The sequence below is a fragment of the Cryptosporangium japonicum genome, assembly GCF_039524755.1.
GTDB lineage: Bacteria > Actinomycetota > Actinomycetes > Mycobacteriales > Cryptosporangiaceae > Cryptosporangium > Cryptosporangium japonicum.
Map to the genome: position 1 here is coordinate 75,355 of NZ_BAAAGX010000014.1, position 25,658 is coordinate 101,012.

28 protein-coding genes and 2 pseudogenes are annotated in these 25,658 nt (G+C 71.6%); 19 read left to right on the forward strand and 11 right to left on the reverse strand.

Annotated elements, in window-relative coordinates:
• Positions 1–28: 28 nt before the first annotated feature.
• The gene (locus tag ABD437_RS17035) at positions 29–607 is read right to left on the reverse strand and encodes a TetR/AcrR family transcriptional regulator (RefSeq protein ID WP_344649825.1); all 579 of its coding nucleotides are present in this window, start codon (positions 605–607) and stop codon (positions 29–31) included.
• A gap of 93 nt (positions 608–700) precedes the next feature.
• Between ABD437_RS17035 and ABD437_RS17040 the strand changes: the two genes are divergently transcribed.
• Together ABD437_RS17040 and ABD437_RS17045 are read left to right on the forward strand one after the other, a co-directional pair.
• A complete protein-coding gene (locus ABD437_RS17040) occupies positions 701–1,594 on the forward strand; it encodes an SDR family oxidoreductase (protein ID WP_344649826.1) in 894 nt (297 codons plus the stop codon).
• 236 nt (positions 1,595–1,830) lie between these two features.
• Positions 1,831–3,195, forward strand: a complete 1,365-nt coding sequence (locus ABD437_RS17045) for an MFS transporter (protein ID WP_344649827.1) — start codon at positions 1,831–1,833, stop codon at positions 3,193–3,195.
• On the opposite strand, the pseudogene ABD437_RS17055 reads toward ABD437_RS17045, so the two are convergent.
• Positions 3,144–3,969 (reverse strand): annotated as a pseudogene (locus tag ABD437_RS17055) (zinc-binding dehydrogenase). The gene ABD437_RS17045 and the pseudogene ABD437_RS17055 overlap by 52 nt on opposite strands.
• Before the next feature lie 54 nt (positions 3,970–4,023).
• Here ABD437_RS17055 and ABD437_RS17060 point away from each other — a divergent pair.
• Positions 4,024–4,788: pseudogene (locus ABD437_RS17060) on the forward strand (AraC family transcriptional regulator).
• Positions 4,789–4,796: 8 nt separating this feature from the next.
• The gene (locus ABD437_RS17065) at positions 4,797–5,048 is read left to right on the forward strand and encodes a hypothetical protein (protein ID WP_344649830.1); all 252 of its coding nucleotides are present in this window, start codon (positions 4,797–4,799) and stop codon (positions 5,046–5,048) included.
• A 71-nt stretch (positions 5,049–5,119) separates the two neighbouring features.
• Here ABD437_RS17065 and ABD437_RS17070 read toward each other — a convergent pair whose 3' ends face one another.
• On the reverse strand, positions 5,120–5,593 hold the full coding sequence (locus tag ABD437_RS17070) for an SgcJ/EcaC family oxidoreductase (protein ID WP_344649831.1): 474 nt from the start codon (positions 5,591–5,593) through the stop codon (positions 5,120–5,122).
• Positions 5,594–5,677: 84 nt separating this feature from the next.
• Here ABD437_RS17070 and ABD437_RS17075 point away from each other — a divergent pair, with 84 nt between their 5' ends.
• The 8 genes from ABD437_RS17075 to ABD437_RS17110 all read left to right on the forward strand — a co-directional run bounded on the left by ABD437_RS17075 (position 5,678) and on the right by ABD437_RS17110 (position 11,394).
• On the forward strand, positions 5,678–6,142 hold the full coding sequence (locus ABD437_RS17075; protein ID WP_344649832.1) for a MarR family winged helix-turn-helix transcriptional regulator: 465 nt from the start codon (positions 5,678–5,680) through the stop codon (positions 6,140–6,142).
• Positions 6,143–6,151: 9 nt separating this feature from the next.
• Complete coding sequence (locus tag ABD437_RS17080) at positions 6,152–6,871, forward strand: DUF72 domain-containing protein (protein ID WP_344649833.1); 720 nt, start codon at positions 6,152–6,154, stop codon at positions 6,869–6,871.
• 145 nt (positions 6,872–7,016) lie between these two features.
• Positions 7,017–8,105 carry a PheS-related mystery ligase SrmL gene (srmL, locus tag ABD437_RS17085; protein WP_344649834.1) on the forward strand — a complete coding sequence of 363 codons (1,089 nt, stop codon included), beginning with the start codon at positions 7,017–7,019 and terminating at the stop codon, positions 8,103–8,105.
• A gap of 346 nt (positions 8,106–8,451) precedes the next feature.
• Positions 8,452–8,700 carry a hypothetical protein gene (locus tag ABD437_RS17090; RefSeq protein ID WP_344649835.1) on the forward strand — a complete coding sequence of 83 codons (249 nt, stop codon included), beginning with the start codon at positions 8,452–8,454 and terminating at the stop codon, positions 8,698–8,700.
• 108 nt (positions 8,701–8,808) lie between these two features.
• Positions 8,809–9,006: a hypothetical protein gene (locus ABD437_RS17095; protein ID WP_035856003.1), complete on the forward strand. Its 198-nt coding sequence runs from the start codon at positions 8,809–8,811 to the stop codon at positions 9,004–9,006.
• 143 nt (positions 9,007–9,149) lie between these two features.
• Complete coding sequence (locus ABD437_RS17100; protein ID WP_344649836.1) at positions 9,150–9,524, forward strand: hypothetical protein; 375 nt, start codon at positions 9,150–9,152, stop codon at positions 9,522–9,524.
• A gap of 32 nt (positions 9,525–9,556) precedes the next feature.
• Positions 9,557–10,183, forward strand: a complete 627-nt coding sequence (locus tag ABD437_RS17105) for an FMN-binding negative transcriptional regulator (protein ID WP_344649837.1) — start codon at positions 9,557–9,559, stop codon at positions 10,181–10,183.
• Positions 10,184–10,239: 56 nt separating this feature from the next.
• Entirely contained in the window at positions 10,240–11,394 is a 1,155-nt protein-coding gene (locus ABD437_RS17110; RefSeq protein WP_344649838.1) for an LLM class flavin-dependent oxidoreductase, read from the forward strand.
• Between the two features lie 111 nt (positions 11,395–11,505).
• Here ABD437_RS17110 and ABD437_RS17115 read toward each other — a convergent pair whose 3' ends face one another.
• On the reverse strand, positions 11,506–13,776 hold the full coding sequence (locus ABD437_RS17115) for an FdhF/YdeP family oxidoreductase (protein ID WP_425558169.1): 2,271 nt from the start codon (positions 13,774–13,776) through the stop codon (positions 11,506–11,508).
• A gap of 355 nt (positions 13,777–14,131) precedes the next feature.
• On the opposite strand from ABD437_RS17115, the gene ABD437_RS17120 reads away from it, so the two are divergent.
• From ABD437_RS17120 to ABD437_RS17140, 5 genes are all read left to right on the forward strand, one after another.
• The gene (locus tag ABD437_RS17120) at positions 14,132–14,605 is read left to right on the forward strand and encodes a hypothetical protein (RefSeq protein ID WP_344649839.1); all 474 of its coding nucleotides are present in this window, start codon (positions 14,132–14,134) and stop codon (positions 14,603–14,605) included.
• Between the two features lie 14 nt (positions 14,606–14,619).
• Positions 14,620–15,969 carry a sensor histidine kinase gene (locus ABD437_RS17125; protein WP_344649840.1) on the forward strand — a complete coding sequence of 450 codons (1,350 nt, stop codon included), beginning with the start codon at positions 14,620–14,622 and terminating at the stop codon, positions 15,967–15,969.
• Positions 15,966–16,592 (forward strand): response regulator, encoded by a 627-nt coding sequence (locus tag ABD437_RS17130; RefSeq protein WP_344649841.1) that lies wholly within the window; start codon positions 15,966–15,968, stop codon positions 16,590–16,592. Before ABD437_RS17125 ends, ABD437_RS17130 begins: the two co-directional genes overlap by 4 nt.
• Before the next feature lie 63 nt (positions 16,593–16,655).
• Entirely contained in the window at positions 16,656–17,045 is a 390-nt protein-coding gene (locus tag ABD437_RS17135; RefSeq protein WP_344649842.1) for a hypothetical protein, read from the forward strand.
• Positions 17,046–17,094: 49 nt separating this feature from the next.
• Positions 17,095–17,886, forward strand: a complete 792-nt coding sequence (locus tag ABD437_RS17140; protein WP_344649843.1) for an SAM-dependent methyltransferase — start codon at positions 17,095–17,097, stop codon at positions 17,884–17,886.
• On the opposite strand, the gene ABD437_RS17145 is transcribed toward ABD437_RS17140, so the two are convergent.
• Genes ABD437_RS17145 through ABD437_RS17170 form a run of 6 tightly spaced genes read right to left on the reverse strand, consistent with a single transcriptional unit; the run spans position 17,859 to position 22,530 of the window.
• Entirely contained in the window at positions 17,859–18,287 is a 429-nt protein-coding gene (locus ABD437_RS17145) for a DUF6069 family protein (RefSeq protein WP_344649844.1), read from the reverse strand. The two genes, ABD437_RS17140 and ABD437_RS17145, sit on opposite strands and share 28 nt — an antisense overlap.
• Positions 18,284–18,736: an SRPBCC domain-containing protein gene (locus ABD437_RS17150; RefSeq protein WP_344649845.1), complete on the reverse strand. Its 453-nt coding sequence runs from the start codon at positions 18,734–18,736 to the stop codon at positions 18,284–18,286. The genes ABD437_RS17145 and ABD437_RS17150 overlap by 4 nt, the downstream gene beginning before the upstream one ends.
• On the reverse strand, positions 18,733–19,038 hold the full coding sequence (locus ABD437_RS17155; protein ID WP_344649846.1) for an ArsR/SmtB family transcription factor: 306 nt from the start codon (positions 19,036–19,038) through the stop codon (positions 18,733–18,735). Before ABD437_RS17155 ends, ABD437_RS17150 begins: the two co-directional genes overlap by 4 nt.
• Before the next feature lie 32 nt (positions 19,039–19,070).
• Positions 19,071–19,493 (reverse strand): class I SAM-dependent methyltransferase, encoded by a 423-nt coding sequence (locus ABD437_RS17160; RefSeq protein WP_344650161.1) that lies wholly within the window; start codon positions 19,491–19,493, stop codon positions 19,071–19,073.
• Positions 19,490–20,518 (reverse strand): 2-oxoacid:ferredoxin oxidoreductase subunit beta, encoded by a 1,029-nt coding sequence (locus tag ABD437_RS17165; protein WP_344649847.1) that lies wholly within the window; start codon positions 20,516–20,518, stop codon positions 19,490–19,492. The genes ABD437_RS17160 and ABD437_RS17165 overlap by 4 nt, the downstream gene beginning before the upstream one ends.
• On the reverse strand, positions 20,515–22,530 hold the full coding sequence (locus tag ABD437_RS17170) for a 2-oxoacid:acceptor oxidoreductase subunit alpha (RefSeq protein WP_425558170.1): 2,016 nt from the start codon (positions 22,528–22,530) through the stop codon (positions 20,515–20,517). The genes ABD437_RS17165 and ABD437_RS17170 overlap by 4 nt, the downstream gene beginning before the upstream one ends.
• A 348-nt stretch (positions 22,531–22,878) precedes the next feature.
• Between ABD437_RS17170 and ABD437_RS17175 the strand changes: the two genes are divergently transcribed.
• Positions 22,879–23,964 (forward strand): YihY/virulence factor BrkB family protein, encoded by a 1,086-nt coding sequence (locus tag ABD437_RS17175; protein WP_344649848.1) that lies wholly within the window; start codon positions 22,879–22,881, stop codon positions 23,962–23,964.
• Positions 23,965–24,024: 60 nt separating this feature from the next.
• On the opposite strand, the gene ABD437_RS17180 is transcribed toward ABD437_RS17175, so the two are convergent.
• Positions 24,025–24,987: a DMT family transporter gene (locus ABD437_RS17180; RefSeq protein WP_344649849.1), complete on the reverse strand. Its 963-nt coding sequence runs from the start codon at positions 24,985–24,987 to the stop codon at positions 24,025–24,027.
• Between the two features lie 87 nt (positions 24,988–25,074).
• On the opposite strand from ABD437_RS17180, the gene ABD437_RS17185 reads away from it, so the two are divergent.
• The gene (locus ABD437_RS17185) at positions 25,075–25,626 is read left to right on the forward strand and encodes a TetR/AcrR family transcriptional regulator (RefSeq protein ID WP_344649850.1); all 552 of its coding nucleotides are present in this window, start codon (positions 25,075–25,077) and stop codon (positions 25,624–25,626) included.
• Positions 25,627–25,658: the final 32 nt, after the last annotated feature.

A 25,658-nucleotide genomic window follows, 5' to 3' on the forward strand; every position in this document is an offset into this window, starting at 1 on the left:
ATCCCGCGACCGCGGACCGGGTGTCCACCTACCGGGCGGAGGGCGCGCCCCGGCCGGCCCGGAGGAAGTCCCGGGCCAGCTCGCCGGTGTCGAGCCGCGCGGGGTCGCGTCCGGTCATGACCCAGAGCAGCGCGGGCCCGATCAACGCGGCGGCCTCCTGATCGGAGACGTCCCGGCCGGGCCGGACCCGCTCCACGACCGCGCGTGCGCTGGCCACGAGGGTGTCGTGGGTGCCGATCAGCTCCTTCACCGCGGGGTCGTGCTGCGCGGCGCCGAGCAGGGTCCGGTAGGCGATGCCCGCCGGTGAGTGCGCGAGGAACCGCACGAAGGCGTCCAGGTACGCGGTGACGTCGGCCAGCGGCGTCCCGGCCGGCGGGACCGCGAGTTCGTCCGCGGCGTCGGCGACGCTGGCCTCGAACAGCACCTCCGCCTTCGTCGCCCACCAGCGGTAGACCGTCTGCCTGCCGACGCCGGCCCGCTCGGCGATGCCCTTCATCGTCAGCGCGGCGTAACCGACCTCCAGCAGCAGGTCGTCGACGGCGTGGAGTACGGCCTCGCGGGCCTGTTCGCTCCGCGGCCGGCCCCCGGGCCCTTTCGGTTCGTTCATGCGCCGATAATACCGAGACACCATGACTCGTTTCTGTGCTACCTTTCGATACACGGTGCTTCGAAACGGGGCCCGATTAAGGGAGAAACGATCATGCGTGTTTTTGTCACCGGAGCGACCGGGTGGATCGGCTCCGCGACCGTCGACGAGCTGCTGGCCACCGGTCACCAGGTCACCGGCCTGGCCCGCTCGGACGAGTCGGCGGCGGCGCTGCGCGCGAAGGGCGCGACCGCGCTCCGCGGCGACCTGGACGATGTGGACGCGCTGCGCCGCGGCGCCGACGCGGCGGACGGTGTCGTGTACCTGGCGAACAAGCACGACTTCGGCCCGGAGAGCGACCGGGCCGAGCGCGCGGCGGTCGAGTCGATCCTCGGCGCGCTCGACGGCAGCGCCAAGCCGTTCGTCCTCGCCAACGGGTTGTCCGGCCTGGTGAAGGACCGCGCGGCCGTCGAGACCGACGCCTCACCGGAGGTCGGCCCGGGCGCGGACCGGGGCGGCAGCGAGAACCTCGCGCTCGACCACGTCGAACGCGGGGTGCGGTCGGTCATCGTCCGGTTCGCGCCCTCGGTGCACGGCGTCGGGGACTGGGGCTTCGTCACGTTCCTCGCCGACGCGGCCCGGCGTCGCGGGGTGTCCGGCTTCATCGGGGACGGCTCCACGCGCTGGTCGGCGGTGCACCGCTCGGACGCCGCGCGGCTGATCCGGCTCGGCCTCGAGCGCGCGCCCGCGGGCACCCGGATGCACGCGGTCGCCGAGGAGGCCATCTCCACGCGCGCGATCGCCGAGGCGCTCGGCGAGGCGCTCGGGCTGCCGGTCACCTCGATCGCGCCCGCCGACGCCGACGAGCACTTCGGGTTCATCGCCGGTTTCTTCGGCCTCGACATGTACGCCTCCAGCGCCCGGACCCGCGAACTGCTCGGCTGGACGCCGACCGGCCCGACGCTGCTCGAGGACATCCGGTCCGGCGCCTACGGCCACGCGGAGTGACCCTCCGGCCGGCGGGGTCCGGGAGGCACGGGCGGCCCGCCCCGCCGGTCGTCGCGAAAGTCGTGGTGCGCTGGTCATCGCGGTCGTGGGCTTTCCCGGTCTTTCCCGGACGGCGTGGTCGGACACTGTCCCCAGTGGCCCCATGCAACTGCCCTGACCTGCGACGATGTGCAAACGTAACACCAATCGCTCTAAAATCACGATTAACTCTTAGCTGTGTGCCTACTCTCACCAGCGTGAACCACCGTGTTGCCCTGACAGCTCTAGGTGCCTCCACGTTCGTTTACGTGACCGCCGAGGCGATACCGGTCGGGCTGCTGCCGGAGATCGCGGCCGACCTGTCGGTCAGCGAAGCGGACGTCGGTCTGCTGGTGACCATCTACGCGGCCGTCGCCGCGCTGACGTCGATCCCGCTGACCGCGGTGACCATGCAGGTTCCGCGCCGGCGCCTGATCGCGATCGGCATGTCGATCTTCGGGCTGTCCCAGCTGGCCTCGGCGCTGGCACCGACGTTCGAACTGCTCGTCGTGGCCCGGCTCGCCTGCGCACTGGCGCACGGCATCTTCTGGGCGACCGTCGCCCCGATCGCGTTCCGGCTGGTACGACCGGGGCAGGGCGGTCGCGCGACCGCCTGGGTGTTCCTCGGCAACTCGCTGGCGATCGTGGTCGGCGTCCCGGTCGGCACCGCGCTCGGCCAGTACTTCGGCTGGCGGGTCGTGCTGGCGGCGCTCGCGGTCGGTGGTGCGCTCTGCGTCGTCGGCATCCTGACGCAGCTCCCGGCGCTGCCGCCGCTGCCGGGTGACCTGCGCACGTCGGCCTGGCAACGTCAGCGCAACGCGGTGCTGGTGCTGCGGTCGCGGCCGCTGGTCGCGGTCGCGCTCGCCACGATCGTGCTGATGACCGGTCTGTTCAGCGCCTACACGTTCCTGGCGCCGCTGGTCCGGCGCAACGCCGGGCTGGAGGGGCCGGCGCTGAGCGCGCTGCTGCTCGGTTTCGGCGCGGCCGGACTGGTCGGGAACTGGTTCATCGGACGGTGGGTCGACCGGCGTCCGGGCCCGTTGCTGAAGGTCCTGATCGGCGTGATGATCGCCGCGCTGGCCCTGCTCGTCCCGGCGCTCGGGCCGGCGCCGACGATCGTCGCGGTGCTCGCCTGGGGCGCGGCGATGACGGCCTCGCCGGTGATCATGCAGGCCGCGGTGTTACGCGTCGCACCGCAGTCGGCGGACGCGGCGTCCGCGGTGTACGTGGTGGCGTTCCAGATCGGCATCGGTGGCGGCTCGTTCCTGGGGGAGCGGATCGTGCGGGCCGGCTACCTGGACGTGCTGCCCGGCGTCGGGCTGAGCCTGGCCGCGGTGGCGTTGGCGATCGTGTTCCTCGCGCGCACCGCGTTCCCGTCGCGGCTGTCCACCGCACCCGCGCTGGAGGCGCCGGCCTCGGAGACGGACGCGGCCGCGCCGCCGAACTTCAGCTGGTTCCAGAACCCCAACCACCTCCTGGTGAGCAGCCACTACGCCGCCCCCGCCCCGTACCACGACTTCCGCCCGGTGGCCTACCGCGACGTCACCGAGCCCTGGTGGCACCCGCAGGAATCCCCGCGCTGACCCGGCGTTCCGGCGACGGACAGGACCACCTTCCCGGTCGCGGCGTCGGACTCCAGGTAGCGGTGCGCCGCCCCGACGTCCTCGAGCGGGAAGACGCGGTCGAGGTGCACGCGGTACACGCCGGTCTCCACCGCGTGCACGATCCGCTGCCACGCCGCCGCGTCACCGGCCCCGGCGCCGCTGTGGAACGCGGTGAGCTTCGTGCCCGCGGGCACCGCCGCGATCGGTTCGGAGCGTCTTGTCCGGGCGGCGGGTCGTGGCGGCGACCTCGATCCCGGACGCCGACGCGATCGCCGTGGCCGCCGTCCCCACCGACGACGACCCGCCCCGGACGAGCAGGCGCTCGGGCCGCCCGAGGGTGTCCAGCGCACCCTGGGCCGTCAGGTACGTCTCGGGCAGTGCGGCCAGCAGGAGCGGCGGAAGGTCGGTGACGACCGGCATCAGCAGCCGGTTCAGCACCAGCGCGTACTCGGCGTACCCGCCGTCGAAGTCCCGGCCCATCCCGCCCATGACCGCCGCGACCGTCGTCCCCTCCGGCAGCGCCGGGTCGGTCGAGGCGGCCACGACCCCCACGCACTCGATCCCCAGCAAGCGGGGGAACACCACGCTCGGGGAGTGCCCCGGCCGGGTCCGCAGTTCCGACCGGTTCAGCCCCGCGCCGTCCACCCGGACGAGACTCCACCCGGGCCGGACGTCCGGTACCGGCACCTCACGCAGTTCCAGCATCTCCGGGCCACCGGCCCCGGTGCACACCGCTGCACGCATCGTCGTCATGCGGCTACCCTCGCCGGGGCCGTCCGTGGCCGACTACCGGAAGGACGCCAACTGATGCCGGACGGACGCCAGGATTCGTGGGTGTGGCCGTCGGCCGGGGTGCACCTGTGGGAGTCGGGGGGAGCCAGTGCGTCGCGGACGCATCCCCGCGGACACCTGGTGTACGCCGCCCGCGGGGTGCTCTCCGTGCACACCGAACGCGGCACGTCGATCGTGCCGGCCAACCGCGTCGCCTGGACCCCGGCCGGGTTCGCCCACCACCACCGGGCGCACGGCCGCACCGACATGCGCATCGTCTTCCTGCCCGCGTCCCTGGCCCGCACCCTGCCCGCCGCGCCGGTGGTCTTCGCCGCCACCGGCCTCGCCCGCGAGCTCCTGCTGGCGCTGACGGACCGCGCCCGCCGCGACGACCGCGGCGCGCGGGCCCGCCTGCGCCGCGTCCTGGCCGACGAACTACGCCGCGCCGACGAGGAGCGGCTGCAGCTGCCCGAACCACGCGACGACCGGTGACGCGCGGTCGCACGGGTGCTGTACGGGTCGCCGGGAGACACCTCGTCGCTGCCCGAGCTCGGGCGCCGGGTCGGGGCCAGCCCGCGCACGCTCAGCCGGTTGTTCCACGACGAACTCGGCCTGACGTTCCCCGAGTGGCGGACGCAGGTGCGGATCTACCACGCGCTGGTACTCCTGGCCGAGGGCCACGACACGACCCGCGTGGCCCGGAGGTGCGGGTGGGCGAACCCGAGCAGCTTCATCGAGGCCTTCGCCGGACTGATCGGGGTCACTCCGGGCCGCTACCGCGCTGGCGCCGAGCCGTCATGATGTCCGACATGGACTGGACCGTGATCGGAATCATCGGTGGCGCCGGCATCGTCCTGCTGATCGTCTCGGCGTACCTCACGCGCCGGGCGCGGCGCGAGCACGCCGGACGGACGGTGGACCCGGACGCGGTGCGCACCGAAGTCGTGGCCGCCCTCGACGGGGAGGGCCTGGCGGAGGCCGTGCGGATCTACCGCCGGCGGACCGGCGCCCCGCTGCTGGAGGCGACCGAAGCCGTGCGACGGATCGACGAGTCCCGCTGACCACCGCTCTGACCACCGGCCGACCCGCCGCACCGCTCAGCCCGGCGAACCGACACGCAGGACGCCGATACCTAGGAGGTCTTCGGTCGGCTCAGAGTCGCCGGGATCGGCGGGGTGTTGGGGGCCAGGTGCGGGTCGCTGCGTGCGGAGATCCACTCCAGCAGCGGACGGCGCGTGGTGTTCTGGAACGCGGCGAACTTCCACGCGCCCTCTCGCCGCACCGCGACGAACGTCTGCGCCTTGTCCGGCTTGCGCCGGCTGAACCGCGACTTCAGCACCCGGCCGACGCTCGTCACGACCGCCACGTCGTCGGTGACGAAGTGCACGTCGGTGACGTGACCGAGCAGCCGGCTGCCCTTCAGGTACCGACGCCACAGCGCCGCGTGCATCTCGACGATCACCTGCCGGCCCCGGTAGTGCGTCCCGGTGAAGATCACGTAGTCGGCGTCCTCGGTGAACGCGTTTCCGTAGGCCTCGGCGTCGCCGCTGTTCCAGGCGGTGAGGGTGGAGTCGAACAGGGACCGGACGGCGGCCTCGTCGTTCATCGCACTTCTCCTCGGTAGAATCATTCTGGAAGCAGGAAGTCTCGATCAATCGAGATTTCCTGTCTGTCGAGATGTTAGGACGCCGTGTCAAGACGTGACGAGCTGATCGGGTCGATCGGCGATCTGCTGCGCCTGCAGTCGGGGCTGGCGCTCGTGCTGCACCAGGCCGTCGCCGAGCGGTTCGGTCTCAACCCGACCGACCTGAAGTGCCTCGACCTGGCCGCCCGCGAGGAGGCGCTGACCGCCGGGCGGATCGCCGAGGTCACCGGCATGAGCACGTCCGCGGTCACGGCGTTGATCGACCGGCTCGAGAAGCGCGGGTTCGTCGAGCGGTACCGCGACGCGTCCGATCGCCGGAAGGTGTACGTACGCACCACCGGTCAGCACGAGGAGAAGCTGGCCGAGATCTACGGCCCGCTGTCCGACGCCACGACCCGCGTCCTCGAGTCGTTCGACGTCACGAGCCTCGACGCGGTCCGCGACGTGCTCAGCAAGCTGGCCGAGGTGAGCCGCACGTTCATCGGGTCTGAAAAGCCGGAAAACGGTTAACCCAGCCGCGTGCACATCGGGACGTCGGGGTGGAGCTACGACCACTGGGAGAACGTGCTGTATCCGCCGGGCACGCCCGCGCGCGATCGGCTCGCGCACTACGTCGGCCGGTTCTCCACGGTCGAACTCAACGCGAGCTTCTACCGCTGGCCGCGCACCGAGACGTTCGCCGGCTGGCGGCAGCGCCTGCCCGACGGATTCCGCCTGACGGTCAAAGCCCCGCGCGGGCTGACCCACGCCAAACGCCTCCGCGAACCGGAGGTCTGGATCGAACGCATCGCGTCGTGCTGGCACGAGCTCGGCGACAAACGTGGGGTGCTGCTCGTGCAGACCCACCCCGCCCACCAGCGTGACGACGCCCGGCTCGACCACTTCCTCGGCGCGCTGCCCTCGTGGGTGCCGACCGCCGTCGAGTTGCGCCACCCCAGCTGGCACGACGAGGCGGTGTTCGCGCTGCTGGAGAAACACGGCGCGGCGTACGTCGTGATGAGCGGCGCGAACCTGCCCTGCGTCCTGCGCGCGACCGCGCCGTTCGTCTACGTGCGGCTGCACGGCCCGGATCGGGAGCACCTCTACGCGGGCTCGTACTCGGACGACGACCTGCGCTGGTGGGCCGACCGCATGCACGAGTGGGCCGCGTCCGGGCACGAGGTGTGGGCGTACTTCAACAACGACGGCCACGGCCACGCCGTCCGCAACGCCGAAACGCTGCGGACCCTAATCGGCTAGCGCTCCGGCGTACCGTGGATCACGTGCGCACCTTCTTTGATCACCCCCGGCTGCCGGTCAGCCGTGCGGGTGCCGCGATCGTTCGGTAGCGCACGGGCTCGTCAGCCGGGGGTTTCCTCCCTTCCATCGCTGACGAGGAGTCCCGTTGAACACGTCCGAACTCGTGTCCGCACTGCGGCTGCGTGACCTCACCGATCCGGCCGGCGGCCGGCACGCCCTCCAACTCCTGCTCGACGCCCTCGTGGCCGCGGACTGGGGCTGTCCGGTGCGTGTCCTGCGGCCCTCGCCGCTGGTGTCCGTCGAGGACAACTACGACCGGCTCGGCTACCCGCCCGACGCCGTCACCCGCGACGCCCGGTACAGCCGGTACGTCGGCGAGAACGTGATGCTCCGCAGCCACACCTCGGCCGGTGTCCCGCCGGCCCTGCGCCGGTTGGCGGCCGACCCGGTGCCCGACGTCCTGCTGGTGCTGCCCGGCCTGGTCCACCGCCGCGACGTCATCGACCGGCTGCACGTCGGTGCGCCGCACCAGGTGGACCTGTGGCGGGTCACGCCGTCCCCGGCCTCTCCCGGCGATCTCGACGACCTGGTGGCGCGCGTCGTGTCGACGCTGCTGCCCGGAGCGCGGTGGCGGCTGACGCCGGCGTCCCACCCGTACACGTGTGCCGGCCGGCAGATCGACGTCGGGACGCCGGACGGCTGGGTGGAGCTGGGGGAGTGCGGGCTGATCGCACCCGCGGTGCTCGACCGGGCGGGGCTGCGTTCCGGAGGGCTGGCGATGGGGATCGGGCTCGACCGTGCGCTGATGCTGCGCAAGGGCATCGACGACATCCGGTTGCTGCGGTCGGCGGATCCGCGCGTGGCCGTCCAGATGCTCGACCTGGCGCCGTGGCGTCCGGTGTCGCGGCAGCCGGCCGTGCGCCGCGACCTGTCGATCGTCGTCGACGGCGCCCCCGACGCCGAGCTGCTCGGCGACACGGTGCGACGGGCCCTGGGTGCGGACGCCGAGTCGCTGGAGTCGGTGGAGATCCTCGGCGCCACGCCCTGGGCCGACCTGCCACCGGCCGTGCGGGAACGGCTCGGCCTGGGCCCGGAGGAGTGGAACGTGCTGCTGCGCCTGACCCTGCGCCCCCCGACCGGCGCGCTCACCGCCGCGCACGCCAACCGCCTGCGTAACGCCGTCTACGCCGCCGTGCACCGCGGCCCGAACCACGAGTGGGCCGGCCGGACGTGAGTCTGGGCAGATCCTCAGCTGGTACGAAGGGTGCACTTGCCGACACAGGGCATTGTTCGTCACATGACTGCCGCCCATCACGCCGGACCGACCGGCCGTTCCTCCTGCCGGCCACGGGTCCACCAGCACCAGCGTCGCCGGGGAAGACCGGTGGCGAGAGTGCACCGGGGCTGGGTGGGGCGGGTGAGCCGCCGCCCGCCACCGCGCTGGCTCTCGATGCTCCTCGGCTCGGGGCTGGCGCTCCTGAGCGCACTCGTCGTGCTCGACTAGGCCCGCCTGGCCCGACCGTTCCGGAGGCGGGCCGCCCCGCTAACCAGGGGCTCCGCCGACCCACTAAGGTTCCCGCGTGATCCAGGGGGTTCCCGACCGCTGTGTGATCGGCCGGCCGGACGGCACCGACTGTCCCGCCCCCGCCGAGGTGAAGCTCGCCGATGGCTCCGGGGCCTCGGCCTGGAGCTGCGTCGAGCACGCGGACGAGGTGCTGATCAGCGCGCGCGGGGTGTTCCTCGCCAGCGACGAGCCCGACGGCCTGGTCGCGTTCCTCGCCGCACGCGGACGGACCCTCGGCGGCACCCGCCTGACGAGGAATTCCTGACACGGGTAGTTACTGCTTGGCTGCGCTCCCAACGGGGAATAGGGGGATCAGTTTTTGCGGGCATCACCAACCCCCCGCCCGGATGCCCCCACCCCAGGAGGTCGCACCATGCGAATCGGAAGCGTTGTCGTGGTGATCTGGTTGCTGATCGGCGTCATCGCTGCCGCACAGCGCGACTACTTCTCCGGCGGAGAAGCCAGCTGCGCGAAGACCGGCACGATCCTCGTCACGATCGTCGCCGGTCCGTTGAACTACTTCGGGCTCAACCCGAAGGTGAACTGCTCGACGCCCCAGCCGTCGAAGTAAGCCCCGCGCGCGTGGGAGCCCGGCCGGGCTCCCACGCGTTTTTGTTGCCACCGGTACAGCGCTCGTGTCACGGCGGTGACCATTCGTCGCGCCCGCGGCCCGGACCCTGATGGACGTCCTGGAACGTCACCCGGAGGGTCCGCATGAACGTCGTCCCGCTGCACGCCGCACCGACCCGCCCCGCGCCGGTCGTGATCGCCACGCTGCTGGCCGGCCTCTACGCCGTGCACTCCGCCTACCTGGCGACGCAGGGCCTGTTCGACCGCGACGTCCCTGCGCTCGTGCCGCTGCTCGAACTCGGCGTGTGGGGCCTGCTCATGGCCGGGCTCTGGCGCGGGCGCCACCTCGCGTACGTGTTGGTAACGATCGCCGCCACGCTCACCGTGCTGGTCGCGGCCCCCGCGTTCGGCGAGTCCCACCACTGGGCCGACGCGGTCCGGCTCGCGCTCGGCGTCGCCCTGCTGGTGGTTCTGCTGTTCCCGCAGACGAGCCGCACCTACTACGCCCGACGCCGGTGAACCACCGGCCCGGCCCGGGTTAGGGTCGGGGAATGTACGTCCCGTCGCACTTCGCCGTTCCGGCGGACCGCCAGGCCGCGCTCCTGAGCGGCGGTGGTTTCGCGCATCTGGTGACGCCCACCGCCGAGGGTCTCCGGTCCACCCCACTGCCCTTGCTGTTCGACGCCGGGCGCAACGCGTTGCTGGGTCACGTGGCCCGCAACAACCCGCACTGGCGCGACCTGCCCGACGCCGAGTCGCTGGCGATCCTCACCGGCCCCGACGCGTACGTCTCGCCCGGCTTCTACGCCTCGAAGCGTGAACACGGGCGGGTCGTGCCGACGTGGAACTACGAGGTGCTGCACGTCCACGGGCGGCTGGTCGCCCACGACGACGTCGAGTGGCTGCGGACCCTGGTGACCAGGCTGACCGACGCCCACGAGGCGCTCCGCGACGAGCCGTGGCAGGTCACCGACGCCCCGGAGAAGTTCATCGACGGGCAGCTGCGGGCCATCGTCGGGCTGGAGCTGGTGATCAGCCGGGTCGAGGGCAAGGCCAAGCTCAGCCAGAACCGCCCGGAGGCCGATCAGGAGGGCGTGATCGCCGGCCTGAGCGCCACCGGCGAACCCGGCGACGCCGCCGTGGCCACCACGATGCGCTGGGCCCGCGCCGACGCTTAGACCGGCGGCGATCGCGCGGCTACAGTATCCCTATCGGCTTGATAGGGAGGACGGCCTTGCCCAGTACCCCGCTCAGCGTTCTCGACCTCGTCCCCCGCAGCAGCGGCGACAGCACCGCCACCGCGGTACGCAACGCCATCGACCTGGCCCGGCAGACCGAACGGTTCGGCTACCGCCGGTACTGGTTCGCCGAGCACCACCTCAACCCCGGCGTGCTCGGCGCCTCCCCGGCCGTCACGATCGCGCTGGCCGCCGCGGCCACGTCCACGATCCGGCTCGGGTCGGCCGGTGTGCAGTTCGGCCACCGCCAGCCGCTCGCCACCGTGGAGGAGTTCGGGCTGCTCGACGCCGCCTACCCCGGCCGCATCGACCTGGGCATCGGCCGCTCGTTCGGCCGCCAGAAGCCCACCCCCGAACCGGCGATCGCCGCGGCCGCCGACGCGTACCTCAAGAGCCGCGGCGGCGGAGCGCACCGGACCGACGAACGCACCGGCAACGGCCTGCTCCTGCCCAAGCAGTACGACGTCAGCCGGCTGCTGACCACCGCCGGTGCGAAGATCACCGCGCAACTCGACCTGCTGCAGCAGCCCGGTGCCTACACCCCCGGCTACGAGGAGCAGATCAGCGACGTCCTCGCCCTGCTGGCCGGCGTCCACCCCGCGGGCCACGCGTTCCCCGGCGAGGGCGCCGCGCTCGAGGTCTGGATCCTCGGCGCGTCCGGCGGGTCCAGCGCCACCGTGGCCGGCGCGAACGGGCTGCGGTTCGTCGCCAGCTACCACCACAGCCCGAGCACGGTCATCGACGCGGTGCGGGCCTACCGCGCGGCGTTCGAACCCTCGGCCACGCTCGACCGGCCCTACGTCAGCGTCTCCGCGGACGTCGTGGTCGGCGAGAGCGACGAACAGGCCGCGGTGCTCGCCTCCGGGTACGCGCCCTGGGTACGCAGCATCCGCACCGGCGCGGGCGCGATCGCCTACCCCACGCCGGCCGATGCCGCCGCGACCACCTGGACCGACGAGGACCGGGAGCTGGTCAAGGACCGGATCGACACCCAGCTGGTCGGCGCGCCGTCCACCGTCGCCGCCCGGCTCGAACAGCTGCGTGATGCGACCGGTGCGGACGAACTGGTGATCACCACGATCACCCACGACCACGCCGACCGCGTGCGCTCCTACGAACTGCTGGCCGAGGAGTGGAGCCGGCGCGGCTGACTGTCGTGATCGCGACAGCCGGGAATTCCCGCTCCGCTGTGGACATAGACTCGGCGGGCTCCGGGCGGGCCGCGAGGGGGCTGCTCCCAGGGCGGCCCCCTCCGCACCGCCCTAGCGGCGTTCCAAGCGCACGACCACCGACTTCGACACCGGCGTGTTGCTGACCTCGGCGGTGGAGTCGAGCGGGACCAGCACGTTGGTCTCCGGGAAGTAGGCCGCGGCGCACCCCGGAGCGGTGTCGTAAGCGATCACCCGGAAGTTCTCCGCCACCCGCTCACCGTCGGCGTATTCGCTGATCAGGTCGACGTGGTCACCGTCGTTGATCCCCCGCTCGGCCAGGTCGGCGGGGTTGACGAACACGACCCGGCGGCCCGCGCGCACCCCCCGGTAGCGGTCGTCGAGCCCGTAGATCGTGGTGTTGTACTGGTCGTGCGACCGCACGGTCTGCAGGATCAGCCGACCCGGCGGCACCCGCAGCACCTCGAGCGCGTTCGCGGTGAAGTTCGCCTTGCCGGTCGCGGTCGGGAACGTCCGCGAGTCCCGGGGCCCGTGCGGTAACACGAAACCCTCCTCGGCGCGCTCGACGAAGTTCTCGAAACCGGGCACGACCCGCGCGATCCGCTCCCGGATCCGGTCGTAGTCGGCGGTGAACTCCTCCCAGGGCAACTCGACCCGGCGTGCCTTCGCGAGCGTGCGCTCGGCCAGCGCGGACACGATCGCGACCTCCGACCGCAGCTGCGCCGACGCCGGCGTCAGCCGCCCACGCGAGGCGTGCACCGCGCTCATCGAGTCCTCGACCGTCACGAACTGCGGCCCGCCCGCCTGCCGGTCGACCTCGGTGCGCCCGAGCGTCGGCAGGATCAGCGCCTGCTCACCGGTGATCGTGTGCGACCGGTTGAGCTTCGTCGAGACCTGCACGGTCAGCCGGGTCCGGCGCAGCGCGGCCTCGGTCACGGCCGTGTCCGGGGTCGCGGACACGAAGTTGCCGCCCAGCGCGAGGAACACCTTCACGACGCCGTCGCGCATCGCCCGGATCGAGTCGACGACGTCGTAGCCGTGCTCGCGCGGCGGCGCGAACCCGAACTCGGTGCCGAGCGCGTCGAGGAACGCGGCCGACGGCTTCTCGTAGATGCCCATCGTGCGGTCGCCCTGCACGTTGCTGTGCCCGCGCACCGGGCAGACCCCGGCACCGGGCCGGCCGACGTTGCCGCGCAGCAGCAGGAAGTTCACGACCTCGCGGATCGTCGGCACCGAGTTCTTGTGCTGGGTGAGCCCCATCGCCCAGCAGACGACGATCCGCTCCGAGCCCAGCACGCGCTGGTGGATGCGCTCGATCTGCTCGCGCGGCAACCCGGTGGCTTCGAGGAGCTCGGGCCACTCCGACGCCCGGGTCGCCTCCGCGAACTCGTCGAAACCGTGCGTGTGCTCGTCGATGAACGCGCGGTCCAGCGCGTCCTCGGACTCCAGCAGCAGCCGGTTGAGCGCCCGGAACAGCGCCAGGTCACCGTTGAGGCGGATCTGCGCGTACTCGTCGGCCAGCGCCGTGCCCCGGCCGATCACCCCGGACACCTTCTGCGGGTTCTTGAACCGCATCAACCCGGCCTCGGGCAGCGGGTTCACCGCCACGATCGACGCCCCGGCCTTCGTGGCCTTCTCCAGCGCCGACAGCATCCGCGGGTGATTCGTCCCCGGGTTCTGCCCCACCACGAAGATCAGGTCGGCCCGGTACAGGTCCTCCAACGACACACTGCCCTTGCCGACGCCGAGCGTCTCGACCAGCGCCGACCCGGACGACTCGTGGCACATGTTCGAGCAGTCGGGCAGGTTGTTGGTGCCGAACGCACGCACGAACAGCTGGTAGAGGAACGCGGCCTCGTTGCTGGTGCGCCCCGAGGTGTAGAACGACGCCTCGTTCGGGTCGTCCAGCGCGGCCAGCTCCGACGCGACCAGGTCGAACGCGGCGTCCCAGGAGATCGGCCGGTAGTGCTGCGCGCCGCGCGCCAGGAACATCGGTTCGGTGAGCCGGCCCTGCTGGCCGAGCCAGTAGTCGCTCTTGTCGGCCAGGTCGACCACCGACCAGGCGTCGAAGAAGTCCGCGTCGACGCGACGCTCGGTCGCCTCCTCGGCCACCGCCTTCGCGCCGTTCTCGCAGAACTCGGCGACGCTGCGGTGATCCGGATCCGGCCACGCGCACCCCGGACAGTCGAACCCGTCCTTCTGGTTGACCTTCGCGAGCGTGAGCAGGGTACGCCCGGCGCTCATCTGCCGGCCCGCGTGACGTAACGACTGGACAACTGCCGTCAAACCCGCCGCCTGGTCCTTCTTGGGACCAACGGTCAGGTTGCGCTCGTCGACGTCCGTAGACGGGGGCTGGGCGACCAAGTCGACACCTCATCATCATCGGGCCGGAACACCCTCAAACTACCCGTCTCCGGTGAGGGCGCCAGGCGACGGCCGCGACGGAGGGCGCCACTGTGGACGCGAACGCGCTTGGTACCGGCACCCTCACCGATACTCAACTCGCCGCAGCCGACAACAATCCGACCATGGGCCTCTGGCGGCCCGCCGCGCCTCGCGTACCGGCAGGCCCGGCATGACGGGCCACCCCTGATCCCGGCGGCGACGTCCCAGGTCAGGGCCTGGCTACCGTGGTACTAGTACTACCGGACGGCTGGTGGCTGGAACCGGAAGTGGCGGACAAAGGTCTCATCGCACTTCGCGTCGAGGAGGAGACCTGATGAAAGCGACGTTCGTAGCGCTCGGTGTGGTGGCGGTTCTCGCCGCGGCGGCGCCCGCGGTGGCCGGGGTGACCGGGAACAGCGCGCTCAGCCGGGAGGTCGCGGTCAAGACGGCCCCGTCGCCGTCGGCCACCAGCCACGGTCCGACGGCGCGGCCCTCGGCCTCGGCGTCCGCCGACGACAAGGGCGGTCTGCGGCAGCGTGACGACAAGGGCCACCGCACCGCCGAACCCGGCGACGACCGGGGCACGCACACCAGCGGCACCCACACCAGCGGCACCCACACCAGCGGCACCCACACCAGCGGCACGCGCCCCAGCGGCACCCACTCCAGCTCGACCGAGGCCGGCGACGACCACGGCGGCCGGCGCAACCGCGGCGGGGACGACGACAACAGCGGCAAGGGCAGCGGCAACAGCGGCAAGGGGAGCGGTGACCGCGGCGGGTCGGACGACGGCCCGAACCACGACTGAGCCAGGATCTCCCCGTGACCGACGACAACTGGGTGGTGCTCGCCGCCGCCGGAGACGCCGCCCGGGCCGACCGGGTGGTGTCCTGGCGCCGGATCGTCGTCCAGTCGGTGCTCGCCGTCCTGGTGGTGTTCGGCGTGGCGGCCTCGGCCGGCACGATCGCCGCCCGTCAGGCGGCCGAGTCCGAGTCGGTCAACGACGCGCTCACCGTCACCGACCTGCTGGCCGGTGCGGTGGTGACGCCCGCGCTGGAGGACGCCCTGCTCTCCCCGGACGAGGCCACGGCGGCCGCCGCGCGGGACCGGCTCGACGCGGTGATCCGGCCCGGTGTGCTGGTGGGTGCGATCGTGCGCACGAAGATCTGGACACCCGAGGGCCGGATCGTCTACTCCGACGAACCACGCCTGATCGGGCGCACGTTCCCGCTCGGCGACGACGAGCGCGCTGTCCTGCGGACCCCGCGCACCCGGGCCGACGTCAGCGACCTCGACGAACCCGAGAACCAGTACGAGCGCAGCGACAGCAAGCTGCTCGAGGTGTACCGGCCGGTCTGGACGCCGGGCGGCCGGACCCTGCTGTTCGAGACCTACTCACGCTACGACGCGGTCACCGACCGCAGCGGTCAGCTCTGGCGGGGCTTCGCCGGCATCACGGTCAGCAGCCTGCTGCTCATGCTGGTACTCCAGGCGCCGGTGACCTGGGCGCTGGTCGGGCGGGTCCGCCGGGCCACGCTCCAGCGCGAGCAACTGCGTGAGCGTGCGATGGCCGCCTCCGACTCCGAACGCAAACGCATCGCCGCGACGCTGCACGACGGTGTCGTCCAGGACCTGACCGCGGGTGCGTTCGCGGTCGCGGCGGCGGCCGGCAAGGCCCGGTCGACGCCCGGCGCCGAGTCGCTCGCCGAGCGCCTGGACTCGGTGGCCGGAACGGTGCGGGCCGGGGTCGGCAGCATGCGGTCGCTGCTGGTGGACATCTACCCGCCGTCGCTCGTCGACTCGGGGCTCGCCGCCGCGCTCGAGGACCTGGTCACCGGTCTGCGCGAGCGCGGCACCGAGGTGGCGATCACCGTCTCGCCCGAGCGGGAGCTCACGCCCGACGTCGAGGCGCTGCTGTTCCGAGTGGCCCAGGAGAGCCTGCGCAACGTGGCGAAACACGCCGACGCGTCGCACGTCGTGGTCGCGGTGACCGGGGCGGTCACGCTGGAGATCACCGACGACGGCGTCGGGTTCGACAGCGCCGCGGTCCGGCCGGAGGGGCATTTCGGGCTGCGGGTGATGGCCGATCTCGCGCGTGAGGCCGGCGCGATGCTCGCGGTCGCGTCCCGGCCGGGCGGCGGCACCCGCTGGCGGTTGGAGAAAAAACTATGAGCATCCGGGTACTGCTGGTCGACGATCACGCGCTCGTCCGGGCCGGGCTCGCGTCCCTCCTGGAGGACGCCGATCAGATCGACGTCGTCGGCGAGGCCGAGGACGGCGCGCGGGCGATCGAGCTCGCGGCCTCGTTGCGGCCCGACGTGGTGCTCATGGACCTGTCGATGCCGGTGATGGACGGGGTGGAGGCGACCAGGCGGTTGCTCGCCGAGCAGCCGGGCAGCACGGTGCTGGTGCTGACGTCGTCGTCGGGACGCAGTTCGGTGCGGGACGCGCTCGCCGCCGGCGCCACCGGCTACCTGCTCAAGGACGCCGACCCGCGCGAACTGGTGGCCGGGATCCAGGCCGCCGCGCGCGGCGACGCGCCGCTCGACCCGCGGGTGGCCCGGACGCTGCTCCCCGGCGCGGCGCCCGACCCGGCGGCGCTGCTCAGCCCGCGGGAGCGGGAGGTGCTGCGGCTGGTGGCGCGAGGGCTGGCGAACAAGCAGATCGGGCGGGCGCTCGGCATCACCGAACGCACCGTGAAAGTGCACCTGGGGAACGCGTTCAAGCGCATCGGCGTCTCCGACCGCACGTCAGCGGCGCTGTGGGTGCGTGATCACCTGCCGGTCGAGGATTAGCGGCGGCCCGACCGGGGGCACCTAGGGTGCACCGACCGGTCGAAGGGGCACACGATGCTGGCGATGAACAGGTACCCGCAGGAGTACGTGGACGCCTGCCGGCGCGAGATCACCGCGCAGGTGGACGCGTTCCGGACGCTGGGGTCGGCGCCGACGGTGCACGATTTCGAGCCGATGTTCTTCAACAACCTGCTGCTGCGGCTGGAGCACCACTTCGTGCACCGCACCCGCACGCTGGAGAAGAAGGACGGCAACCCGCTCAACGAGGTGCGGGTGGTCGCGATGTCGCTGCTCAGCAACGGCGGCGTGATGGGTACCGACAAGGCGATCCGGCTCGACCCGGCGACGTCGGTGCTGAAGTTGCGCGTCGGGGACCCGATCGCGCTGCGTGAGGCGGATTTTCTCGCGTTGTCCGCCGCGTTCTTCGCCGACCTGGAGGCGAAGTTCGTGTGAGCCGTGACAGCATCAGGTCCTCACTGGATCGTTCTGACGAGGAGCTGTCGTGGTCGACTTGCGTACCGAGGTCCCGCATCCGGCGCGGGTGTACGACTATCTCCTCGGCGGCAAGGACAACTTCGCGGCCGACCGCGCCGCGGCCGAGCAGGGCCGTCGGTCCAACCCGGCCAGCGACGTGGCGCCCGGCGCCAACCGCGACTGGTTACGGCGCGTCGTCACCTACCTGACGCGTGAGCAGGGCATCGGCCAGTTCCTCGACGTCGGCACCGGGCTGCCGACGTCCCCGAACGTGCACGAGGTGGCCCAGGGCATCGACCCGGGCGCGCGGATCGTCTACATCGACCACGACCCGATCGTGCTCGCGCACGCCCGGGCGCTGCTGACCAGCAACCCGGCCGGGGCCACCAACTATCTCGACGCGGACTTCCGCGACCCGGCGCGCATCCTCGCCTCCGCGAAGGAGACGCTGGACTTCGACCGGCCGGTGGCGCTGCTGCTGGTCGCGATCGCGCACTTCGTCGGCGACGCGGACGAGCCGCACCGCATCGTCCGCGAGCTGGTGGACGCCCTTCCGTCCGGCTCGTACCTCGCGCTCTCGCACCTCACCGGCGACTTCCTGCCGGAGCAGTGGAAGAAGGTCGAGGCGATCTACGCCGCGCGGGGCGTCACCATGCAGGTCCGGCCGAAGGCCGAGATCGAACGGTTCTTCGACGGGCTCGAGCTGGTCGACCCCGGGCTGACGCTCGTGCACCGCTGGCGCCCGGACGAGCGGGACCGTTTCGCCGACCGCTCCGACGAACTGGTGTCGGTCTACGGCGCGGTCGCCCGTAAGCCCTGACGGGGCAGGCTGCGGGCCAGCGCCGGAATCATCACGGCCGCCGGGACCAGGTGCAGCACGACCAGGGCGACGACCGTGGCGGCGGCCGCGCCGGAGACGAGCGGCGGCACCAGCGAGACGACGGTCAGGGCCACCGCCGTCCGGACGAACAGCGCGGCCGGGCGGGCGCTCCAGCGACGGAACGCGGCCGCGATGAGGACACCCACGAGCGAGAAGAAGCCCGCCACCACGGCGAACCCGGGCACCGGGATCGTCTGGCCGTCGACGACGTCGAACTCGACGCCGGCGACCCGCGCGAGCACGGCCGCGAGCGCGGTCGCCACCGCCGCGACGACGGTGGCGACCAGGCCGGTGACGACGAACGTGGCCCGGCTCGCGACCGGGGCGCCGGTGGCCGTCACGCCGTCGCCTCGAGCGTGGCCGCGATGCCCTCCAGGCACCACTGCCAGCCGGTACGCAGGTGCTCGAGCGATTCCGGGCCGGAGAGGCCCTCGACCGTCAGCTCCAGGTGGGTGCCGCCGCCGGACGGCCGGAGCAGCACCGTGCAGCGGGACCGCTCGGACGTGCCGTCGCCCTCGGTGAGCACGTCGAACACGAGGCGCTCCACCGGTTCGAACACCGTGAACGTCGCGGTCTCGCGGTACGAGTCGCCGTCCGGGCGGGGGCCGAACCGGAGCCGGTAGCCGCCACCGGAGTGGGCGTCGACCTCGCAGCTCGACACGCGCCACTCCGGGTCCGGCAGGACCCAGCGCTCCAGCTGGTCGGCGTTGGTCCAGGCGGCCCAGACCCGTTCGGGTGACGCGGGGTAGGTGCGGTCGAGGTCGAACGACAGGAGCGGAGCGGTGGTCACGATTCCTCCAGGAGAGTGCCGAGAGCGTCCAGCCGGGTCGACCAGAGCGCCTGGTTCCGTGCGGTCCACTCGGCCACGGCGACGAGCGCGTCGTTCCGCAACCGGCATTCGCGCACGCGGCCGCGTTTGACGGTCGTCACCAGACCGGCCTCCTCGAGCACGCGGACGTGCTTGAGGACGGCGGGCAACGACATCGACGTCGGCGCCGCGAGGTCGCCTGCGGTCGACGGCCCGCGCACGAGCCGTTCGACGATGGCCAGACGGGTGGGGTCGCCCAGAGCCGCGAACTGACGGTGAACCATATGGTTTACTGTTGCGGCGAGGAACGATCCTGTCAAGCCCGCGGAACGAGGTGTTCGGAACCGTCGACGAAGAGGCGAGCGTCCGGCGTGGTGCACGCGGCCAGACGGCGGAGGACCATCGCGCCGAGGGCCGGGTGGCGGCCGTCGAGCGCGCCGACCCGGGCCGCGAAGACCAGGTCGAACCGTGGTTCACCGGGGTCGAGGACAAAATCCTCGGCCGCGACGCACCGGACACGCAGGCGGCCGGCGGCGATCGCGTCGGCGCCGGCGGACTCGGCCCGGCGGATCGCAGCCGCCGAGCGGTCGATCGCCAGGATCCGACCCGTGGTCAGCCGGGCGGCGACGGCACGCGCCGCCGCGCCCGGCCCACAACCGATTTCGAGGACGTGGGAGTCCGGGCGCAGCGGCAGGGCGGCGACGAGGGCGGCGAGCCGCGGAGACAGCACCGGGTCTATCCAACCGTCCAGGTGTCGTTGCCGTGGAGCAGGTGCTGGAGGTCGGCGCCGCCGCGTGCCTGGGCGGTGTCGAGTTGTGCGGCCATCTCGGCGTCGTAGGTGGGGCGCTTGACCGAGCGGAACACCCCGACGGGGGTGTAGCGCGGGATCCGGGAGAGCGCGAACGCGTAGGAGGGATCCTCGATGTGCGCGTCGTGGACGACGAGGTCCTTCTCGTTGTCGTCGGTGACGTCGACGATGTCGAGGCTTCCGCGGATGACGCCTTTCTCGTTCTCCGTGCCGAACCGCAGGGGCTGGCCGTGTTCCAGGCGGATCGTCCAGTCGTCTTTGGTGGCGTTGTCTTTGAGGAGTTCGAAGGCGCCGTCGTTGAAGATGTTGCAGTTCTGGTAGATCTCGACCAGGGCGGAGCCTTCGTGCTGGGCCGCGGCCTGCAGGACGTTGGTGAGTTGTTTGCGGTCGGAGTCGATCGCGCGTCCGACGAAGGAGGCTTCGGCGCCCAGGGCCAGGGAGACGGGGTTGAACGGGTAGTCCAGTGAGCCCATGGGGGTGGATTTGGTGATCTTGCCGACCTCGGAGGTGGGGGAGTACTGGCCTTTGGTCAGCCCGTAGATGCGGTTGTTGAAGAGCAGGATTTTGAGGTTGACGTTGCGGCGCAGGGCGTGGATGAGGTGGTTGCCGCCGATGGAGAGGGCGTCGCCGTCGCCGGTGACGACCCAGACGCTGAGGTCGGGGCGGCTGGTGGAGAGGCCGGTGGCGATGGCCGGGGCGCGTCCGTGGATGGAGTGCATCCCGTAGGTGTTCATGTAGTAGGGGAAGCGGCTGGAGCAGCCGATTCCGGAGACGAACACGATGTTTTCGCGTTTGAGGCCGAGTTGGGGCATGAAGGATTGGACGGCGGCGAGGATGGCGTAGTCGCCGCAGCCGGGGCACCAGCGGACTTCCTGGTCGGTCTTGAAGTCGCCGGCTTTCTGCGGGGTGTCGGTCTTCGGCACCAGCCGCAGGGACGGGAACTGGAGGTCGGTCATCGCGCCATGCCAATCACGTGCGTGAGGGTCTCTTCGAGTTCTTCGGCGCGGAAGGGAAGCCCGCGGACCTGGTTGTAGGAGACGACGTCGACCAGGTACTTCGCCCTCAGCAGCAGCGCGAGCTGCCCGAGGTTCATCTCCGGGACGACCACACGCTGGTAGCCGCGCAGGACTTCGCCGAGGTTGGCCGGGAACGGGTTGAGGTGGCGCAGGTGGGCCTGCGCGATCTTCATCCCGGCCTTGCGGACCCGGCGGGCCGCGGCGCCGATGGGGCCGTAGGTGGAGCCCCAGCCCAGCACCAGGACATCGGCGTCACCACTCGGGTCGTCGACCTCGAGGGCGGGGATCGAGCGGGCGATGCCGTCGATTTTGGCTTGGCGGGTGCGGACCATCAGGTCGTGGTTGGCCGGGTCGTAGGAGATGTTGCCCGACCCGTCGGCTTTCTCGATGCCGCCGATGCGGTGCTCCAGCCCCGGGGTGCCCGGGATCGCCCACGGCCGGGCCAGGGTCTCCGGGTCACGCAGGTACGGCCAGAACTCCTCGCCGTGGTTCTTCTCGGTGGCGAACTCGGTGCGCAGATCCGGCAGCGCGTCCACCGTCGGCACCTGCCACGGCTCGGAGCCGTTGGCGAGATACCCGTCGGAGAGCACGAATACCGGGGTGCGGTAGGTGATCGCGATCCGGGCGGCCTCGATCGCGGCATCAAAACAGTCGCTCGGGGAGCGGGGCGCCACGATCGGCACCGGCGCTTCCCCGTTACGCCCGAACATGGCCTGCAGCAGGTCCGACTGCTCGGTCTTGGTCGGCAACCCCGTGGACGGGCCACCGCGCTGGATGTCGACGACCACCAGCGGCAGTTCCAGCGACACCGCCAGGCCGATGGTCTCGGACTTGAGCGCGACACCCGGACCCGACGAGGTGGTGATCCCCAGCGCCCCGCCGAACGAGGCACCCAACGCGGCGCCGATCGCGGCGATCTCGTCCTCGGCCTGGAACGCCCGCACGCCGAACCGCTTGTGCTTGGACAGCTCATGCAGCACATCGGAAGCGGGGGTGATCGGGTAGGCACCCAGGAACAACGGCAGCCCGGCGCGCTGCCCGGCGGCCAGCAACCCGTAGGCCATGGCGAGGTTGCCGGAGATGTTGCGGTAGGTCCCCGAGGGCATCGGGGCCGGTTTCACCTCGTAGGTGACCGAGAAGTCCTCGGTGGTCTCCCCGTAGTTCCAGCCGGCCTTCAACGCCGCCACGTTCGCCTGGGCGACGTCCGGTTTGGTGGCGAACTTCTTCTCCAGGAACCCCACGGTCGATTCGACCGGCCGCGAGTACAGCCAGGACACCAACCCGAGGGCGAACATGTTCTTCGCCCGTCCCGCGTCTTTGCGTGAGAGCCCCAGGCCCTCGACGGCCTGCAACGTCAGGTCGGTCAGCTCCAGCGAGTGCACGTGGTAGGCCTCGAGCGACCCGTCCTCCAGCGGCGACGCGGCGTATCCGACCTTGGCCAGGGCGCGTTTGGTGAAGTCGTGGGTGTCGACGATGATCGTCGCCCCGCGCGGCAGATCCGGCAGGTTGGCCTTCAACGCCGCCGGGTTCATCGCCACCAACACGTCCGGCCGGTCACCCGGGGTCATGATGTCGTGGTCGGCGAAGTGCACCTGGAACGACGACACCCCCGGCAGCGTGCCCTGCGGCGCCCGGATCTCGGCCGGGAAGTTCGGCAACGTCGACAAGTCGTTGCCGAACGACGCGGTCTCCGAGGTGAACCGATCACCGGTCAACTGCATCCCATCACCGGAATCACCGGCAAACCGGATCACCACACGGTCCAACCGCTGGACCTGCTTGCTCACTCGGCCGTCCTCCGTAGCCCGGCACCGCGGCTCAGCCCGCACACCGCCGACCGCGACGCGGCCGGGCGACCAGGGCACCGCGATGCCGGAGTGCGGCGCCCGTCGACTCACCAGCCTCGCGCCCGGGCGCGAGGCCCGGTAGGTGTCATCTGCTGTTGACCTCATAACCGCGACTTATGAGTATTCAGACCTGATCGATAGGCGATAAAGGTAATCTCGACCGCGTCGATCGGGGAGCGTGAAAAATGCAGGTCCACTGGCGGCGCCGGCTGCGTCGCGCGTTGTCCGCCGTCGAGTCGGGACTGATCGCGATCGCCCCGTTCCCCGGTGCTCCGTGGCCGGACCTTCCCGCGCAGGGCTGGGTGGTCGGCGCCGACGGCAAACCGGTCGTGATCGCGACCCCAATGGACGGTGGCCCGCACTGGGCGGGGCCGCCGCGCCAAATGACACGTTCATGAGTCGGTTTGCCGGGTATCGCCGCGAGAGAAGCGTGCGACAGCTCGGAGGAGAACCATGTTCGGAAAGCGTCGGCAGGACAGTGCGGAGAAGACCGCGGAGAGATCCGACGACTACGACCTCGACGCGGCCGTGAGCACCCGCACCGGCGACGACGCGCCGAACGATCTGTCGACCGTGCCGCCGGACGCCGGCCCCGACAGCCCCGCCGAACTGCGGGGCAAGGGGGTGTTCGCGGCGCTCAAGCGCACGTTCAAGCAGTTCTCCAGCGACAACCTGTCCGACTGGGCCGCCGCGCTGACCTACTACGGCGTCCTGTCGATCTTCCCGGGTGCGATCGTCATCGTCTCGCTGCTCGGTCTGCTGGGCAGCGACGGCAAGGAGACCGTGACGAACGCGGTCAACGAGCTCGCCCCGAACAAACAGCTGCAGGAACTCGTCGACACCGTGTTGACGCAGGTCAACGGCTCCGGCGGGGCGGGGATCGCGGCGATCGTCGGTATCCTCGCCGCGTTCTGGTCGGCGTCCGGGTACGTGGCGGCGTTCATGCGTGCGTCGAACGCGGTCTACGACGTGCCCGAGGGGCGTCCGATCTGGAAGACGCTGCCGATCCGGGTGGGCGTCACCGCGGTGGTCGGTCTGATGCTGATCGTGTCCGCGGCGATCGTGATCTTCACCGGTGACCTGGCCCGCGTGGTCGGGGACGCGATCGGGCTCGGCGACGCCGCGGTCACCACCTGGAGCATCGTGAAGTGGCCGGTGCTCATCGTCCTGATCAGCCTGATGTTCGCGATCCTGTACTGGGCGTCGCCGAACGCGAAGACCGGCGGGTTCCGCTGGGTGAGCCCCGGTGGCATCTTCGCGGTGTTGCTCTGGATCCTGGCGTCGATCGCGTTCGCGATCTACCTGGCCAACTTCGCCAGCTACAACAAGACCTACGGCACGCTCGCCGGCGTCATCGCGTTCTTGGTCTGGATGTGGATCAGCAACATCGCGATCCTGCTCGGCGCCGAACTCGACGCCGAACTCGAGCGCGGCCGGGCGATCGCCGCGGGCCACGACCCGACGGACGAACCGTTCCTCGAGCTCCGCGACGACCGCAAGCTCAAGCCGGGCTCCGAACGGGGTCTGAGCACGAACTGAGCGGCGTACCGACGACGTGACCGGCCCCGGCCTCGACTACGAGGCCGGGGCCGCTCGCGGTCAGCCGAGCTGGACGAGCAGGCCGCCGACGAGCAGCAGCGCGAGACCGCCGGTGCGGGCGCGGGTCAGCGGGCGGCGGGGCAGGCGGAACCCGCCGTAGTGGTCGACGAGGGCCGAGGCCAGCTGCTGGCCGGTGACGGTCAGCGCGATCGTCGTGGCCGCGCCGAGCGTCGGGATCAGCAGGAACGTGCCGGTGACGTAGACCGCGGCGCAGAGGCCGCCGAGCCAGCCCCACCAGGGGACCGTGCCCAGGTCGGGCCGGAACCGGGTGCGGGTGGCGGCCACGACGATGAGGATCGTGACCGTCGCGACGGTGAAGCTGATCAGGGCGACCGCGAGCGGTTCGTGCACCTCGGCACGCAGACGCGCGTTGACCGCACCCTGGATCGGCAGCACCGCCCCGGCGACCAGCCCCAACCCCAGCCAGCCACCCCGCGCCGACCCGACACCACCGGCGCCGGCACGCGGCCCCGGCGACGGCGGGGCGCCCGCGCTTCCCACGGCGCGCACGGCGACCGGCTGCGCGGCGGGTGCGGACCGCTGGGCGCGGACGATCACGGTGATCCCGGCGAGGACGGCGAGCGAACCCAGCGCGACCACCGCCGTGAGCGGGCGTTCGGGCACGCCGAGCAGTCCGAACAGATCGAGCGCCAGCGACGCGAACATTTGCCCGGTGACGAACAGCGCGACCGACATCAGCGCGCCGAGCCGGGGGAACAGCAGGATCCCGCTGGTGATGTAGAGCGGGCTGGCCAGGCCGCCGAGCAGATGCCACCAGGTCACCGGGCCGTTCACCGGAAGCGAACCGGTCACCGCGGCGGCGACCAGCAGGACCGGCGTCGCCAGGCCGAGCTGCACGGCCGCCGCACCGTACGGCGTCCCGACGCCTTTCGTGAGTTGCAGGTTCGCGGACGCCTGCACGGCCAGCAGGCAGCCGATGAGCAGGGCTGAAGCGAGTTCCACGAGGATCTCCGCGGGTTAAGTGGACACGTGTCTCAGATCAATCGAGACGCGTGTCCACTTATTCCGGGGGTCGCTAGAGTGGCGGGCATGGAGCGTGCTGACGCGGCCCGCAACCGGGCCCGCGTCCTCGACGCGGCCCGGAGCCTGTTCCGCGAGAAAGACCCCCGAGCGGTCACGATGGACGACCTCGCCCGCGCCGCCGGGGTCGGCCGGGCGACGCTCTACCGCCGCTACCGCGACCCCGCCGAAGTGGCGCTCGCCCTGCTCGACGAGCACGAACGGGCGCTCCAGGAGCGACTCATCCGGGGTGAGGCGCCGCTGGGTCCGGGCGCGTCACCGGCCGAGCGGCTCACCGCGTTCTACGCCGCCATGGTGGACCTGCTCGACGAGCACCTGCCGCTGGCGCTCGGCGGCGAGACCGGAGCCGCGCGCTTCCGCACCGGCGCCTACGGGTTCTGGAGCGCGCACGTGCGCTCGCTCCTCGTCGCGGCGGGCACGCCGGAGCCCGACGCGCTCGTCGACGTGCTGCTGGCGCCGCTCGCTCCGGAGCTCTACCAGCACCAGCGGCAACGCGGCCAGGACCGGGCCCAGATCGCCGAGGCGCTGGCCCGGCTGGCCCGCGGGATGCTCGGCTCTTGACTTGCATGACGCGTCATGTAAGTTTCCGACCC

What these genes read in the sequence shown, in the direction of transcription:
- ABD437_RS17130 (WP_344649841.1), top strand. Translation starts at nt 15,966, where the DNA reads ATGAGCATCCGGGTACTGCTGGTCGACGATCACGCGCTCGTCCGGGCC.
- ABD437_RS17165 (WP_344649847.1), bottom strand. Translation starts at nt 20,518, where the DNA reads ATGACCGACCTCCAGTTCCCGTCCCTGCGGCTGGTGCCGAAGACCGAC.
- ABD437_RS17120 (WP_344649839.1), top strand. Translation starts at nt 14,132, where the DNA reads ATGAAAGCGACGTTCGTAGCGCTCGGTGTGGTGGCGGTTCTCGCCGCG.
- ABD437_RS17100 (WP_344649836.1), top strand. Translation starts at nt 9,150, where the DNA reads ATGAACGTCGTCCCGCTGCACGCCGCACCGACCCGCCCCGCGCCGGTC.
- ABD437_RS17035 (WP_344649825.1), bottom strand. Translation starts at nt 607, where the DNA reads ATGAACGAACCGAAAGGGCCCGGGGGCCGGCCGCGGAGCGAACAGGCC.
- ABD437_RS17070 (WP_344649831.1), bottom strand. Translation starts at nt 5,593, where the DNA reads ATGAACGACGAGGCCGCCGTCCGGTCCCTGTTCGACTCCACCCTCACC.
- ABD437_RS17185 (WP_344649850.1), top strand. Translation starts at nt 25,075, where the DNA reads ATGGAGCGTGCTGACGCGGCCCGCAACCGGGCCCGCGTCCTCGACGCG.
- ABD437_RS17040 (WP_344649826.1), top strand. Translation starts at nt 701, where the DNA reads ATGCGTGTTTTTGTCACCGGAGCGACCGGGTGGATCGGCTCCGCGACC.
- ABD437_RS17175 (WP_344649848.1), top strand. Translation starts at nt 22,879, where the DNA reads ATGTTCGGAAAGCGTCGGCAGGACAGTGCGGAGAAGACCGCGGAGAGA.
- ABD437_RS17105 (WP_344649837.1), top strand. Translation starts at nt 9,557, where the DNA reads ATGTACGTCCCGTCGCACTTCGCCGTTCCGGCGGACCGCCAGGCCGCG.
- ABD437_RS17170 (WP_425558170.1), bottom strand. Translation starts at nt 22,530, where the DNA reads ATGAGGTCAACAGCAGATGACACCTACCGGGCCTCGCGCCCGGGCGCG.
- ABD437_RS17095 (WP_035856003.1), top strand. Translation starts at nt 8,809, where the DNA reads ATGCGAATCGGAAGCGTTGTCGTGGTGATCTGGTTGCTGATCGGCGTC.
- ABD437_RS17065 (WP_344649830.1), top strand. Translation starts at nt 4,797, where the DNA reads ATGGACTGGACCGTGATCGGAATCATCGGTGGCGCCGGCATCGTCCTG.
- ABD437_RS17155 (WP_344649846.1), bottom strand. Translation starts at nt 19,038, where the DNA reads ATGGTTCACCGTCAGTTCGCGGCTCTGGGCGACCCCACCCGTCTGGCC.
- ABD437_RS17135 (WP_344649842.1), top strand. Translation starts at nt 16,656, where the DNA reads ATGAACAGGTACCCGCAGGAGTACGTGGACGCCTGCCGGCGCGAGATC.